The sequence below is a fragment of the Nocardioides ureilyticus genome (assembly GCF_051280745.1).
Lineage (GTDB): Bacteria > Actinomycetota > Actinomycetes > Propionibacteriales > Nocardioidaceae > Nocardioides.
The window spans coordinates 11,721-25,606 of the sequence record NZ_JBNCOG010000014.1 but is presented as its reverse complement, the minus strand read 5'-3'; the positions used below and the strand labels follow the sequence as shown (position 1 = coordinate 25,606).

Annotated in this window: 10 protein-coding genes; 5 read left to right on the top strand and 5 right to left on the bottom strand. The window is 73.6% G+C overall.

Annotation, left to right across the window (positions count from 1 at the left end; all coding sequences use genetic code 11):
- Positions 1-8: 8 nt before the first annotated feature.
- Together ACSMHG_RS09680 and ACSMHG_RS09675 are read right to left on the bottom strand one after the other, a co-directional pair.
- Entirely contained in the window at positions 9-797 is a 789-nt protein-coding gene (locus ACSMHG_RS09680) for an exodeoxyribonuclease III (RefSeq protein WP_435744198.1), read from the bottom strand.
- 22 nt (positions 798-819) lie between these two features.
- Positions 820-2,010: a cysteine desulfurase-like protein gene (locus ACSMHG_RS09675; RefSeq protein ID WP_435744196.1), complete on the bottom strand. Its 1,191-nt coding sequence runs from the start codon at positions 2,008-2,010 to the stop codon at positions 820-822.
- Positions 2,011-2,056: 46 nt separating this feature from the next.
- Here ACSMHG_RS09675 and ychF point away from each other — a divergent pair, with 46 nt between their 5' ends.
- Positions 2,057-3,133 (top strand): redox-regulated ATPase YchF, encoded by a 1,077-nt coding sequence (gene ychF / locus ACSMHG_RS09670; protein WP_435744194.1) that lies wholly within the window; start codon positions 2,057-2,059, stop codon positions 3,131-3,133.
- A gap of 13 nt (positions 3,134-3,146) precedes the next feature.
- Here ychF and ACSMHG_RS09665 read toward each other — a convergent pair whose 3' ends face one another.
- Positions 3,147-3,491 (bottom strand): VOC family protein, encoded by a 345-nt coding sequence (locus tag ACSMHG_RS09665; protein WP_435744191.1) that lies wholly within the window; start codon positions 3,489-3,491, stop codon positions 3,147-3,149.
- Between the two features lie 161 nt (positions 3,492-3,652).
- Between ACSMHG_RS09665 and ACSMHG_RS09660 the strand changes: the two genes are divergently transcribed.
- The 4 genes from ACSMHG_RS09660 (at position 3,653) to ACSMHG_RS09645 (ending at position 10,461) form a co-directional block, all read left to right on the top strand.
- On the top strand, positions 3,653-4,471 hold the full coding sequence (locus ACSMHG_RS09660) for a GGDEF domain-containing protein (RefSeq protein ID WP_435744189.1): 819 nt from the start codon (positions 3,653-3,655) through the stop codon (positions 4,469-4,471).
- Positions 4,464-5,477: a cobalamin B12-binding domain-containing protein gene (locus ACSMHG_RS09655; protein ID WP_435744186.1), complete on the top strand. Its 1,014-nt coding sequence runs from the start codon at positions 4,464-4,466 to the stop codon at positions 5,475-5,477. The genes ACSMHG_RS09660 and ACSMHG_RS09655 overlap by 8 nt, the downstream gene beginning before the upstream one ends.
- Before the next feature lie 121 nt (positions 5,478-5,598).
- Positions 5,599-6,390 (top strand): L,D-transpeptidase family protein, encoded by a 792-nt coding sequence (locus tag ACSMHG_RS09650; protein WP_435744183.1) that lies wholly within the window; start codon positions 5,599-5,601, stop codon positions 6,388-6,390.
- A 174-nt stretch (positions 6,391-6,564) separates the two neighbouring features.
- Complete coding sequence (locus tag ACSMHG_RS09645; RefSeq protein WP_435744181.1) at positions 6,565-10,461, top strand: Ig-like domain-containing protein; 3,897 nt, start codon at positions 6,565-6,567, stop codon at positions 10,459-10,461.
- 42 nt (positions 10,462-10,503) lie between these two features.
- Here the strand turns inward: ACSMHG_RS09645 and ACSMHG_RS09640 are convergent, their stop codons facing one another.
- Together ACSMHG_RS09640 and ACSMHG_RS09635 are read right to left on the bottom strand one after the other, a co-directional pair.
- Positions 10,504-12,051 carry a SulP family inorganic anion transporter gene (locus ACSMHG_RS09640; protein ID WP_435744179.1) on the bottom strand — a complete coding sequence of 516 codons (1,548 nt, stop codon included), beginning with the start codon at positions 12,049-12,051 and terminating at the stop codon, positions 10,504-10,506.
- Between the two features lie 257 nt (positions 12,052-12,308).
- Positions 12,309-13,880 carry a peptide chain release factor 3 gene (locus tag ACSMHG_RS09635; RefSeq protein WP_435744176.1) on the bottom strand — a complete coding sequence of 524 codons (1,572 nt, stop codon included), beginning with the start codon at positions 13,878-13,880 and terminating at the stop codon, positions 12,309-12,311.
- Positions 13,881-13,886: the final 6 nt, after the last annotated feature.

Sequence of the window (13,886 nt, the reverse complement as noted above, 5' to 3'; positions counted from 1 at the left end):
GCGGCCGTTCAAGCCAGGTCGACCACGACGGGCGCGTGGTCCGAGGCGCCCTGGCCGGCCCGCTCGTCGCGGTCGACGAAGGCGGAGGTGACCCGGGCAGCGAGGGGCGGCGAGCCGAGCACGAAGTCGATCCGCATGCCGCGGTTCCGCTCGAACCGCTGGCGGTAGTAGTCCCAGTAGGTGTAGCCGTCGGCACCCGGCACGTGCGGCCGCACGACGTCGACGTACCCGTCGTCGAGGAAGCCCTGGAAGGCGGCACGCTCCGGCGGCGTGACGTGGGTGGACTTCGCGAACTGGGCGATGTCGAAGACGTCCTCGTCGGTCGGCGCGATGTTCCAGTCGCCGACCAGCGCGGTCGGTACGTCGCACCACGCGCCCGCCGCCGCCCGCAGCCGGGCGAGCCAGTCGAGCTTGTAGACGTAGTGCGGGTCGTCGACCTTCCGCCCGTTGGGCACGTAGAGCGACCACACCCGCACCCCGCCGCAGGTCGCCCCGATCGCCCGGGACTCCATCACGGGTGGGGCAGCCGCCGGGTCGCCCCACCCGGGCATGTCGGGGAAGCCGACCTCGACGTCCTCGAGCCCGACCCGGCTGACGACGGCGACGCCGTTCCACTGGTTCGTGCCGGCGTGGGCGACCTCGTAACCCATCGACTGCAGCCCCATCAGCGGCAGCTGGTCCTCGCGGGCCTTGGTCTCCTGCAGCGCGAGCACGTCGACGTCGTGGCGCTCGAGGAAGGCCTCGACGCGACCGATGCGGGAGCGGAGCGAGTTGACGTTCCAGGTCGCGAGGCGCACGCCCCCAGCCTAGGTGCGCCGGTCAGGAGGACGTCAGCGAGGCGACGGCGGCGAGCAGGCGGTCGACGTCGTCCTCGGTGGTGTACGCCGCGAGCCCGGCGCGGACGCCGCCGGTCTCGCCGAGGCCGGCGTGCCGGGAGGCCTCGATCGCGTAGAAGTGGCCCGCGGGCGCATGCACCCCCGCGCCGGCGAGGTGGCGGCTCACGTCGGCCGGCGCGTGGCCGGCCACGGTGAGGAGCACCGTCGGGGTCCGCCGGACCGGGCGCCCGTGCACGGTGACGCCGTCGATCCCGGCGAGGCCGTCGAGCAGGCGGTCCACCAGCGACGCCTCGTGGGCCTCGAGCCCGGCCATGGACGCACCGAGCCGGGCACGGCGATCGCCCTCGCCCGGCTCGAGGGCGGCGAGGAAGTCGATCGCGGCGGTCGTGCCGGCGAGCAGCTCGTAGGGGAGCGTGCCGAGCTCGAACCGCTCGGGCACGGCGTCGGTGGAGGGCACCAGCTTGTCGGGACGCAGGCCCTCGAGGAAGTCCGGGTCGGCCGCCTGCACGCCCAGGTGGGGGCCGAAGAACTTGTACGGCGAGCACGCCACCACGTCGGCACCCAGCTCCGCCCGGTCGACGAGGGCGTGCGGCGCCAGGTGCACCGCGTCGACGTGGACCACCGCGCCGACCTCGTGGGCGGCGTCGGCCACCCGCCGTACGTCGGGGCGGGTGCCGAAGAGGTTGGACGCGGCCGTGACCGCGACCAGGCGGGTGCGCTCGGTCAGCAGGGGAGCGACGTCGCCGAGCTCGGCGGTCACCGGGTCGAAGCCGAGCCAGCGGACCGTCGCGCTGGCGCGCTCGGCGGCGAGGACCCACGGCCGGATGTTGGCGTCGTGGTCGAGGCGGGTCACGACGACCTCGTCGCCGGGGCCCCAGCTGCGGGAGAGCGTGCGCGCCAGGTCGAAGGTCAGCTGGGTCATCGAGCGGCCGAACACCACGCCCCGCGGGTCGGAGCCCAGCAGGTCGCCGGCCGCCGACCGGGCCGCAGCCACGACCTGCTCGGTGCGCCCCTCGCCGGGGGTGAGCGCTCCGCGGTTGGCCAGCCCGGCCGTCATCGTGGCGGCGACCGCCTCGGCGACCGGGCGCGGCACCTGTGAGCCGCCCGGCCCGTCGAGGCGGACCTCGCCGAGCTCGAGCGCGGGGAAGGCTGACCGGATCCGTTCGACGTCCACGCCGCGATGCTGCCACCCCCGCTCCACCTCCGTAGACTCGCCGCCCGTGGCTCTCACCATCGGCATCGTCGGCCTCCCGAACGCGGGCAAGTCGACGCTCTTCAACGCGCTGACCAAGAACGACGTCCTCGCGGCGAACTACCCGTTCGCCACCATCGAGCCGAACGTCGGCGTCGTCGGCGTCCCCGACGACCGGCTGCCGCGGCTGGCCGAGGTGTTCGGGAGCGCGAAGGTGCTGCCGGCGACGGTGGAGTTCGTCGACATCGCGGGCATCGTCCGCGGCGCCTCGGAGGGTGAGGGGCTGGGCAACAAGTTCCTCTCCCACATCCGCGAGTCGGCCGCGATCTGCCAGGTGACCCGCGTCTTCCGCGACGAGGACGTCACGCACGTGGACGGCGAGGTCAACCCCGGCAACGACATCTCCACCATCCAGACCGAGCTGATCCTCGCCGACCTGCAGACGGTGGAGAAGGCGATCCCGCGGCTGGAGAAGGAGGCGCGCGGCAAGAAGGAGCTCGCCGCCAACCTCGCCGCGGCCAAGGAGGCGCTCGGCCACCTGGAGGCAGGTACGCCGATCATCGCGACCTCGGTGGACCGCGAGCTGATCCGGGAGCTGTCGCTGCTGACGGCCAAGCCGTTCATCTACGTCTTCAACTGCGACGCCGAGGAGCTGGCCGACGAGGAGCTCAAGGACCGGATGCGGGCCCTGGTCGCGCCGGCCGAGGCGATCTTCCTCGACGCGAAGTTCGAGTCCGAGCTCGTCGAGCTCGGCGACGATGACGAGGCCCGCGCCATGCTCGCCGAGATGGGCGTCGAGGAGCCCGGCCTCGACGTGCTCGCCCGGGTCGGCTTCGACACGCTCGGCCTGCAGACCTACCTGACCGCCGGTCCCAAGGAGACGCGGGCCTGGACGATCAAGAAGGGCGCCACCGCCCCCGAGGCGGCCGGCGTCATCCACACCGACTTCCAGCGCGGCTTCATCAAGGCCGAGATCGTCTCCTTCGACGACCTGATGGAGGCGGGCTCCATGCAGAAGGCCAAGGAGGCCGGCAAGGTCCGCATGGAGGGCAAGGACTACGTCATGTCCGACGGCGACGTCGTGGAGTTCCGCTTCAACGTCTGACGCCTGGGCCCCGTCAGGCGTGGGACCCGACGTTGACGACGCGCCCCGCGGCGTCGCGGTAGAAGAACCGCCGAACGCCCCACACCTCGGTGGTGAGCGGGTGCACGATCTCGACCCCGGCTGAGTGCGCGGCATCGTGCGCCGCCTGCACGTCGTCGACGAACACCGACACGTCCGGATTGACCGGGGCCGTCGCGTCCTGGGTCATCAGGCTCAGCTGGTGGCCGGCCTCGTCGCTGAGGGTGACGATCCAGCCGTGGTCCATCACCACCTCGAGCCCCAGGACGGCGGTGTGCTGACGGACCGCCGCGGCGAGGTCGGTCACGGTCAGGTCGGGGACGATCCGCTCGATCTGCATGCGACCAGTGGACCAGCCGCGGCGCTCCGAGGGCCAGAGGTCATCAGCCGGGAGCGAGACGTTGCCCGGCCCCGCCGCGGCACCCCTCAAGTTCGGGTCGCCGCCGTGCCGATAGAGGTATTTCGGGGGAGAGCGAGGGTGTGGTGGATCAAGCAGCGGCCGTGAACGGCCGATTCGCAGGTGAGGTCGACACGGACGAGGACGTGGTGATCTTCGCCCTGCGGGCGCTCCTGCGCGCCCCGAGCCGTGTCGAGGCCGCGCGGATCCTCCAGGCGGCGGTCACCCGGCTCGGTGGCCGGCTCGTGCCCGCGGGCGACGCGCACCCCGACGCGATCCTGGCCGACGTCTCGCTGGGCATCGGCGAACCGCTCGTCGTCGTGCCCCGGTCGTCCCGGTCGGACCGGCGGCGGCTGCAGGGACACGTGGCGCTCCTGCTCGAGGACGCCGGCTGGTCGGCCAGGAGGAGCGACGTCCTCCTCCTCGAGGCTCGACGAGCCAGCATCGACCCGCTGACGAGGGTCGCCAGTCGTACCGAGATCGGCCCCGCCCTCGGCCTCGCCCGGCCGGGCGACGCCGTCTGCCTGCTCGACCTCGACGACCTCAAGTCGTTGAACGACCGCGCCGGCCACCCGGCCGGCGACCGTGCCTTGCGCGAGTTCGGCGAGGCGCTGACGACAGGGACACGGGACGCCGACTTCGTCGGACGCTACGGCGGTGACGAGTTCCTGATCCTGCTCCCGTCCACACCGTTGGCCGTCGCCGTCCAGCGGATGGAGGAGCTCCGGCAGAGCTGGGGCCGCCGGGAGAACGGCACCGCGGTGTCGATCGGTGTCGCCGAGGTGGACGAGGCCGGCGGGGCAGAGGCCGTCGTGGCGGCCGACCGGGCCCTCTACCGAGCCAAGCGGCAGGGCAAGGGACGCGTCGAGCCGGCGCCCGCGGAGCCTGCGCGGTCGGGCCCGGAGGAGTCCTGCGGTGCCTGAGGCCGCCTTCGCTCCCTACCTCGACGCGCTCCTCCGCGCCGACGCGGCCGCGGCCGTCGGGGCGGTGCAGACGGTCCTGTCACGGGGCGTCCCACCCGCCCGCCTGCTGACGGACCTCATCGGTCGCGCGCAGCGCGAGGTGGGCCGGCGCTGGGAGCTCGGCCACCTGACGATCGCCGAGGAGCGTGCCGCCACCGCGGCGGCCGAGCAGGCGCTCCTGGTCGTCGCCACCAGCATGCGGAGCGACACGGGCGGTCCCTGGGTGGTCTTCGCGTGCACCGAGGACGAGTGGCACACCATGCCCGCGCGGCTCGCCGCCGAGGTGGCCCGCGCGAGCGGACTGCGCGTGCGCATGCTCGGCCCGAGCGTCCCCGTCTCGTACCTGTACCGCTACCTCGCCTCCGAGCGGCCCGCGGCACTCGCACTGTCGACCACCCTGCCCGCCAACCTCGTCGGAGCCGCGCTCAGCATCGACGCCGCGCACCGTGCGGGTGTCCCGGTCGTCGCCGGCGGCGCCGCCTGGGGGCCGACCGACGCACGCGCCGTCGCCCTCGGTGCCGACGCGAAGGTCGACGACCCCCGGGACCTGGCCCAGGCGGTGGCGGAGCTCGCGGGGCGCGGGACGTTCCGGGACGCCGGTGTCCCCGACCCGGAGGTGGCCCTGCTCGGCCGGGCGCCCCGAGAGCTCGCCGAGGCGGCTCTGAGGCGTCACCGCGCCGCCGACGCGGCGGCCCGGTCGCTGCCCGCCGTCCAGCCCGAGCAGTCGGTGCGCGACCTGCAGTCGGTGATGCGACACGCGGCAGCCGCGCTGCTCTGCGGCGACCACTCCATCCTGTCCGAGCTGCTCGCCCGGGAGGTCGCGACGCAGGGACGACGAGGGTTGGCGGCGCAGCACGTCGTCGACGATTGGCACCACCTCGCGCACGTGCTCGCTGCGTCGGCTCCCGCGGGCAGCGCTGCGGTGCGCCACTGCGCGGACGGCCTCGGCCACCCCTCGGGTGGGTGAGCGGTCACACCGACGTCTCGGCGCAGGCGGGACCGGGCGCAACCTCCGGGGCTCCTCGAGCGTCTCGTAGACGTGGATGCCGCAGTGGCGTCCCACCTCGTGGAACGTGGAGGGAGACCTCATGCAGTGGGTGAGTCGGTTCGTGGCATCGACGTGTGCCGCCGGTGTCCTCGGTGTGCTCGGCGTCCTGGGCGCCGGACCGGCCCCGGCCGCGACGGGCGGGAGCCCGCCGCCCGAGGCGTCCGCCGCGTCCGCGGTGGCGACGAGGGCGGCCACGGACGTCGTCGCGGAGCACGGCGACCAGAGCCGCAGGGTCCGGGTGATCCAGGCGCGCCTGCGCCAGATCGGCTGGTTCGCCGGCGACGTGACCGGCTACTTCGGCGATCGGACGCGCGCGGCGGTCCGTGGTTTCCAGGCCAAGCGCGGCGTGGCCGTCACCGGGGTCGTCGACCGCCGGACGTGGCGGCTGCTCAAGCAGATGACGTCGGCGCCCACGAAGGCGGAGCTCGCCAACGGTCGGGTGCGCCCGTCCGCGGAGAACCTCGACGACCGCTGCACGGCCGGCCGGGTGCTCTGCGTCGACAAGACGACGCGGAGCCTGCGCTGGGTGGTCGACGGGGTCGTGAAGGTCACCGTCGCCGCGCGGTTCGGCGGGCCGTCCACGCCCACGCGGGAGGGCTCCTTCGAGGTCTACCGCAAGAGCCGCGACCACGTGTCGTCGCTGTACGGGTCGCCGATGCCCTTCGCCGTGTTCTTCTCCGGTGGGCAGGCCGTGCACTACTCGCCGGACTTCGCGGCGAACGGCTACGCCGGGGCCTCGCACGGCTGCGTCAACGTCCGGAACCGCGCGGCCGTCGCTGCCCTCTTCGACCGGGTGCGCCTGGGCGACGAGGTCGTCGTCTACCGCAGCTGACGGTCCCCGCGGACCGGCGCACCCTTGCGCGGACCCGACTGGTCCGGACAAAGTGGGCTAGACCATCGGCTCGCCGGGTGGGGCCTTGGGTAGGGACCCAGGCAACGCCCTCGCTCAGGTCGACGTGATCCGCCCGTCGCGGCGCGGGCGGCGACATCCATGGGGGGATGAGCGATGACCGAGCACATGCGGGACGGCAGGGGACGGGCACGAGGCATGGCCCGGACGCTGGCCGGTGCGCTGGCGATCACCGTCGGCGCGCTGACCGGGGTCGGCGTCGCCGTCGTTCCGGCGTACGCCGACCAGGCGGTCGTCGTGAGCCCGCAGCCGGACCAGAGCCACCCGAGGGTGATGAACGGGCGGGTCTACGCGATCGACACCCACGGCCCGCTCGTGGCGGTCGGCGGCAGCTTCACGCAGGTCCGCGAGGGCACCCCGGGCTCGCCCGACCAGGCCCGCCAGTGGCTGTTCCTCTACGACTCCGACACCGGCCGCATCGTGCAGTCGTTCGACCCTCGGCTGCTCGGCCCGACCCCGGTGACCACCGGGCTCGTGCCGGACCAGCCGGGAGTCGAGGCGGTGCAGTTCGCGCCGGACGGGCAGTCGCTCTACGTGGCGGGCTGGTTCACCTCCGTCAACGGCGAGCCCCGGCAGCGGGTCGCGCGCCTGCGGCTCGACGGGTCGGTGATGCCGTCGTTCACGGCGACGCTCAACGGCAGGGTCCAGGACATGGCGCTGGTCGGCGACCGCCTGGTCATCGGCGGCAAGTTCGGCCGGGTCAACGGCCAGCCGGTCCAGCGCCTGGCCTCCCTCGACCCCGAGACGGGCCGCACCCAGACGGACTTCAACCTCCCGGCCACCGAGTCGCGCGACGAGTACGCCAGCCACGTGCAGGAGCTCGAGGCCTCTCCGGACGGCCGCTGGCTCGTCGTGTCGGGCAGCTTCCAGCGGATCGGCGCCGAGGCCCGCAACCAGCTCGCCCTCATCTCGCTCGAGGGGCGGCCGTCGGTCGCGAACTGGGCCACCGACGCCTACGCCTCCGACTGCTCCTCGGTCACCGACGACACCTACATCCACGGACTCGCCTTCGACCCGGACAGCAGCTACTTCGTGGTCAGCACGACCGGCGCCTACATCGCCTACGACAACATGTGCGACACCGCGACCCGGTGGGAGCTCCCACCGAAGACCCAGGGCGAGAACGTCCCCTGGACCTGGCGCGCCCAGACCGGCGGCGACACGTTGTGGGCGACCGCCGTCACCGACGCCGCGGTGTACGTCGGCGGGCACCAGCGCTGGATGAACAACCCGTGGCCCTCGCCGAGCGGCGACAACGACGGTCCCGGCTCGGTCGCGCGGCCGGGCATCGCCGCGCTCGACCCGCTGACGGGCGTGCCGCTCAGCTGGAACCCGGGCCGGGACCGCGGCCGGGGCGCGGAGGCCATCCACCCCACCGACGAGTACCTCCTCGTCGGCAGCGACACCGACCTGTGGGGCGGGGAGGTCCGCCAGCGCTTGGCTGCGCTCCCGGTCGCCGGTGGGACGCCCAACCCGCAGCCGGTCGACGTCGAGCTGCCGGTCACCCTCTACTACACCGTCGGCGACCGGCTGATGGCCGCACCGTTCGACGGTGCGCGGCTCGGGACCCCGTCGGGGGTCACGCAGGCCCCGACCGGGTGGAGTGATCTCCGGGACGGCTTCGTCCAGGCCGGCCGGCTGCACTACTTCGGCTCGGGCGGGAACTTCTGGAGCCGGCCGTTCACCGGCACGGGGATCGGTGAGCCGGTGAACCTCTCCGAGACCGTGGGGTACGTCGACCACGACCACGCCCGGACCCCCGACGACCAGCCGTACGGCGTCGCGGAGACCACCGTGGCGACGTACCACCAGGGCCGGATCTACTACGTCAAGAGCGGCGACCCGAAGCTGTACCAGCGTGGCTACTCCCTGGAGAGCGGCATCGTCGAGGCCTCGGAGTACGTCGCGTCGAGCCGCTCGTTCGCCGGGGCGCGGGCCCTGGACCAGATCGGCGACTGGCTCTACGCGGCATGGGAGGACGGCCGGCTCTACCGGTTCCACGCGCCGGGCGGCCGGGTGGACTACAGCAGCCGCACCCTCGTCGACGACGGCTCCCGCGTCGACTGGCGCAACGTCGGGGGGCTGTGGTCCCGGCACGTCGCCGGTGCGGCCGCCGCACCGACGGCGCCGGCGCCGGTGACCTGCTCGGGCAGCACCCCGTGGAAGGCGGAGTACTGGGCCGGCACCGCCCTCGAGGGCGCGCCGAGCACCGTCCGCTGCGAGGCCGAGGTGTCCTACACCTGGGGCATCTTCGCGCCGCCAGGTGCGGAGGTGCCGGCGGACGGCTTCTCCGCGGCCTGGACGCGCACGGTCACGACGACGGAGCCCGGCTCGATCCGGGTGAGCGCCACCACCGACGACGGGGTCCGGGCCTACGTCGACGGGCGCCGTGTCGTCGACTCCTGGATCGACACCGCCGCCGCGACCCGGACGGGGACCTCCCGGGCCCTCGAGCCCGGCCGGCACACCGTGCGGGTGGAGTACTACGAGCGCAGCGGTGCCGCCAGCGCCGACGTGGACGTCGACGTCGTGGCCCCCGTCGCCCCGCCCCAGGAGCCGGACAACCTGCCCGGCGAGACGACGGTGACGGCCCCGGCCGCCGGCGCCAGCGTGCCCGTGGGCGACCTCACCATCGCCGGGCAGGCCACCGACGACCGCGCCGTCGGCGAGGTGCGGGTGGCCGTGAACAACCGGGACGACGCCACCCACCGCTGGCTGCAGCCCGACGGGACGTGGGGACCGGCGTACGCCTACCGCACGGCGACGCTGGCCGCTCCCGGCACGGGCAGCACCGGCTGGTCGCTCGACGTGGAGCTGCCGGAGGGCAGCTACGCGGTCGACGCCCGGGTCTTCGACGAGGCGGGGAACGAGGACCAGTCGCCGGTGTGGCAGCCGTTCACCGTCGGCGCGGCCGACGACACGGCTCCGCCGACCGTCGCCGTGGCCTCCCCGTCCGCCCACGCGGAGCTGGCCTCCTCGGCGGTCGAGGTGACCGGTACGGCGGCCGACGACGCGGCGGTCGACCAGGTGCGGGTGGCCGTCTACGACCGCGGCGCCGACAGCTCCGCCCGGTGGTTGCAGGGCGACGGCACCTGGGGAGCCACCTACGCCTACCGGACGGCCACCCTCGGGCGGGCGGGCACGGCGTCCACTTCCTGGCAGCTCGACCTCGACCTGCCCGACGGCGCCTACGCGCTGGACGTCAAGGCCGTCGACGCCGGTCGCCGGCAGTCCGACGGGGTCTGGAGGCCGTTCGTGGTGCGGACGGTGTCGGCCGACACGGTCGCACCCACGGCAGCCGTCACGGGGCCCGAGAAGCACTCGGTCGTCAGGTCGACCGACGTCGAGGCCGTCGGCACCGCGGAGGACGACCGCGACGTCCGCGCGGTGCGGGTCGCGGTCTACAACCGGGACCTGCCGGACACCCCGTGGCTGCAGGCCGACGGCTCGTGGGGCGCCGACCACCGCTACCGGGAGGCCACTCTCGCGCGGACCGGCTCGGGACCCGGGTCCGCCAGGTGGAGCATCGGCGTGCCGCTCGACGACGGCCGCTACGCGCTCGACGTACGCGCGCAGGACGCCGCCGGCAACGTCGGCCCGTCGGTGTGGTGGCCCTTCGTCGTGCGGGACGCGGTGGCGGACACGGTGGCACCGACGGCGGCGGTCACCAGCCCGGACAAGCACGCCGTGGTGGCCTCGAGCCAGGTCGACGCGGCCGGCACCGCGCAGGACGACCGGCAGGTCAGGGGTGTGCGGGTGGCCGTCTACAACCGGGACCGCCCGGAGACGCCGTGGCTGCAGGCCGACGGCTCCTGGGGCGTCGACTACGCCTACCGGGAGGCCACCCTGACGGAGGCCGGCGCCACCACCACCGGGTGGAGCCTCGGGGTGCTGCTCGCCGACGGCCGTTATGCCCTCGACGTGCGCTCCGAGGACGCGGCGGGGAGCTTCAGCCCGTCGGTGTGGTGGCCGTTCGTCGTCGACGCACCCTGACGGTCGTCATCGGCTCACGCCGGTGGGCCCTCGGGTCGGCGCTCAGTGCGCGGAGAGCCGACCGGAGAGCCGGCCGTGCATCTGCGAGCTGTGCTCGTTGAGGCCTTCGATCTCCACCGTCTTGCCCTTGCGCTGGTACTTGGTGGTGATGGCGTCGAGGGCGGCGACCGTCGAGGCGTCCCAGACATGTGACTGGCTCAGGTCGATGACCACGCGGTCCGGGTCCTCGGCGTACGCGAACTGGGTGTAGAGGTCGTTGCTGGAGGCGAAGAAGAGCTCCCCGGTGACCCGGTAGCGGGCGTGCGAGGTGCCGTCCTCGCCCTCCACCAGCTCGCGGTCGACGGTGGCCAGGTGGGCGACGCGGCGCGCGAAGAGCGTCATCGCGACCACCACGCCGACGACGACGCCGATGGCGAGGTTGTGGGTGCCGACGGTGAAGGCCACCGTCGCGAGCATGACCGTGGTCTCCGACTTCGGCATCCGGCGCAACGTCCGCGGGGCGACGGAGTGCCAGTCGAAGGTGCCGACGGCGACCATGATCATCACCGCGACGAGGGCCGCCATCGGGATCCGGGCGACGAGGTCGCCGAAGCCGACGACGAGGACGAGCAGCAGCACGCCGGCGGAGAAGGTCGAGATGCGCGTGCGGGCGCCGGAGACCTTCACGTTGATCATCGTCTGGCCGATCATCGCGCAGCCACCCATGCCGCCGAAGAAGCCGGTGATCACGTTCGCCGCTCCCTGGCCCCAGGCCTCGCGGGTCTTCCCGGAGTGGGTGTCGGTGATGTCGTCGACCAGCTTCGCGGTCAGCAGCGACTCCAGGAGGCCGACGAGCGCCATCGCCAGCGCGTAGGGCGCGATGATGTTGAAGGTCTCGAGGGTGAGCGGGACGTCGGGGACGAAGAGGCTGGGGAGCGTGTCCGGCAGCTCGCCCTCGTCGCCGACGTCGGGCAGGCTCCAGCCGGCCAGCAGCGCCGCTGCGGTCAGGATGACGATCGCGACCAGCGGACCGGGTACGGCGGTGGTGACCCGCGGCAGCAGCACCATGACGACGATGCCGACGGCGATCATGGGGTAGACGAGGAACGGCACGTCGACCATGTGCGGCACCTGGGCGAGGAAGATCAGGATCGCCAGGGCGTTGACGAAGCCGACCATCACCGAGCGCGGGATGAAGCGCATCAGCCGGGCCACGCCCAGGAGGCCCAGCACGACCTGGAAGACGCCCGCCAGGATCACGGTGGCGATGAAGTACTCCAGGCCGTACTCGCGCGCGACCGGCGCGATCACGAGGGCGATCGCGCCGGTGGCCGCGGAGATCATCGCCGGGCGGCCGCCGAGGAAGGCGATGGAGACCGCCATCGTGAAGGACGCGAAGAGGCCCAGGCGGGGGTCGACTCCGGCGATGATCGAGAAGGAGATGGCCTCCGGGATGAGCGCCAGGGCCACGACCAGGCCGGCGACGACCTCGCGGCGCAGGACGGCCGGCCGGCGCAGCGCGCCCCGCACGGTGTGGTCCTCGGGAGGCGGCGGCAGGGGACGCTCGGGACCGCCGACCGGGGGGTGGACGGGGGTGGCGTCGTGCGTCACGAATCTCTCCTGGATGGTGCGGGGCGGGTCTGCAGGCGGCCGGTCTCGCGGCGGCTGGCGCGCGCGGCGCTGCGGCTGGCGGTCAGGCCGGCGGTGAGGCCAGCACTGCGCGGCCGTACGCCGCTGCGGTGGCGCCACTGGCCCAGTGGCGCCCCGGTGACCGGCGGTGCGTGACGCGCCGGGCCGACGGAGACGACTCTACCGTTACGTCAGGGTTCCGCGGCAATCGGCGCCGAGGGGGACGCCGGTGATCTCGCTCACCGGCCGCTCGCCGGCAGCTGCGCCAGCCGGAGGTGGGGGTGGAGCCGCTCGATCGCCTCGGCCCGCCACCGGTCGGGGAAGAGCGCGAGCCGCGTGCCGTCCCGTCGGGCGAGCACCTCGACGTCGCGCAGTGCGGCCACCTCGTCGGCCTGGTCGGGGTCCACCCCTCGGGCGACGGTGAAGCCGAGCGGCTCGAGGCGCACGGGGGCGCGGTACTCGCTCTCCATCCGCGCCGCGACCACCTCGAACTGCATCGGCCCCACGGCGGCGAGGACCGGGGCGTGCTCACCGCGCAGCTCGGAGCGGAGCACCTGGACGACGCCCTCCTGGTCGAGCTGGTCGATGCCCTTGCGGAACTGCTTCCAGCGGCCGGCGTCCGCGACCGTCGCGGTGGCGAAGTGCTCGGGCGCGAAGCTCTCGATCGGTGGGTACTCGATCGACGTCCCGGCGTAGATGGTGTCGCCGACGCGCAGGGCGTTGGCGTTCACCAGGCCGACGATGTCCCCGGGGAACGCCTGCTCGACCGAGGAGCGCTCCCGCCCGAAGACGACCTGGGCGTACTTGGTCGAGAACGGTCGGCCGGTCGCCGCGTGGGTCACCGCCATCCCGCGCTCGAAGACGCCAGAGCAGACCCGGGCGTAGGCGAGCCGGTCGCGGTGCGCGGCGTCCATGCCGGACTGGACCTTGAAGACGAAGGCGCTGAAGTCGTCGTCCACCTCGCGGCTCCGGCCGTCGACCCCCTGGCCCGGTCCCGGACCGGGGGCGAGGTCGATGAGGACCCGCAGGATGTGGCTCACGCCGAAGTTCAGCAGGGCGGAGGCGAAGAGGACCGGCGTGGTCTTCCCGGCGAGGTAGGCGGCCTGGTCGTGGTCGGCGCCGTCCGCGCTCAGCAGCTCGTGGCCCTCGCACGCCTCGTCCCAGAGCTCACCCACCACGTCGGCGGCCCGCCCGGCGGGGATCCGCTCCTCCGGCGCCCTGGTGGCACCACCGGCCGTGCGGGTGTAGCTCACCAGCTCCCCGGTGCGGCGGTCCAGGACGCCGTGGAAGTCCCCGGCGACGCCGACGGGCCAGGTCAGCGGGGTCGGCCGCAGGCCGATCTGCTGCTCGATGCCGTCCATCAGCTCGAACGGGTCGAGACCGGGCCGGTCCCACTTGTTGATCACCGTCACCACCGGGATCCCGCGGTGGGCGCAGACCTGGAAGAGCTTGAGGGTCTGCGGCTCGAGCCCCTTCGCGGCGTCGACGAGCATGACGGCCGAGTCGACGGCGGAGAGCACCCGGTAGGTGTCCTCCGAGAAGTCCGCGTGGCCGGGGGTGTCGACGAGGTTGACCACGTGACCGTCGTACTCGAACTGCAGGGCGGCGGAGGTGATGGAGATCCCTCGGGCCTTCTCCATCTCCATCCAGTCCGAGACCGTCGCCTTGCGGTTGCCCTTGCCGTGCACGGCGCCGGCCTCGTGGAGGGCCTCGGCGTGCAGGGCGAGGGCCTCGGTCAAGGTGGACTTTCCCGCATCCGGGTGGCTGATCACCGCGAAGGTGCGGCGGGGTCGTTCGTCGACGATAGGCATCACGAC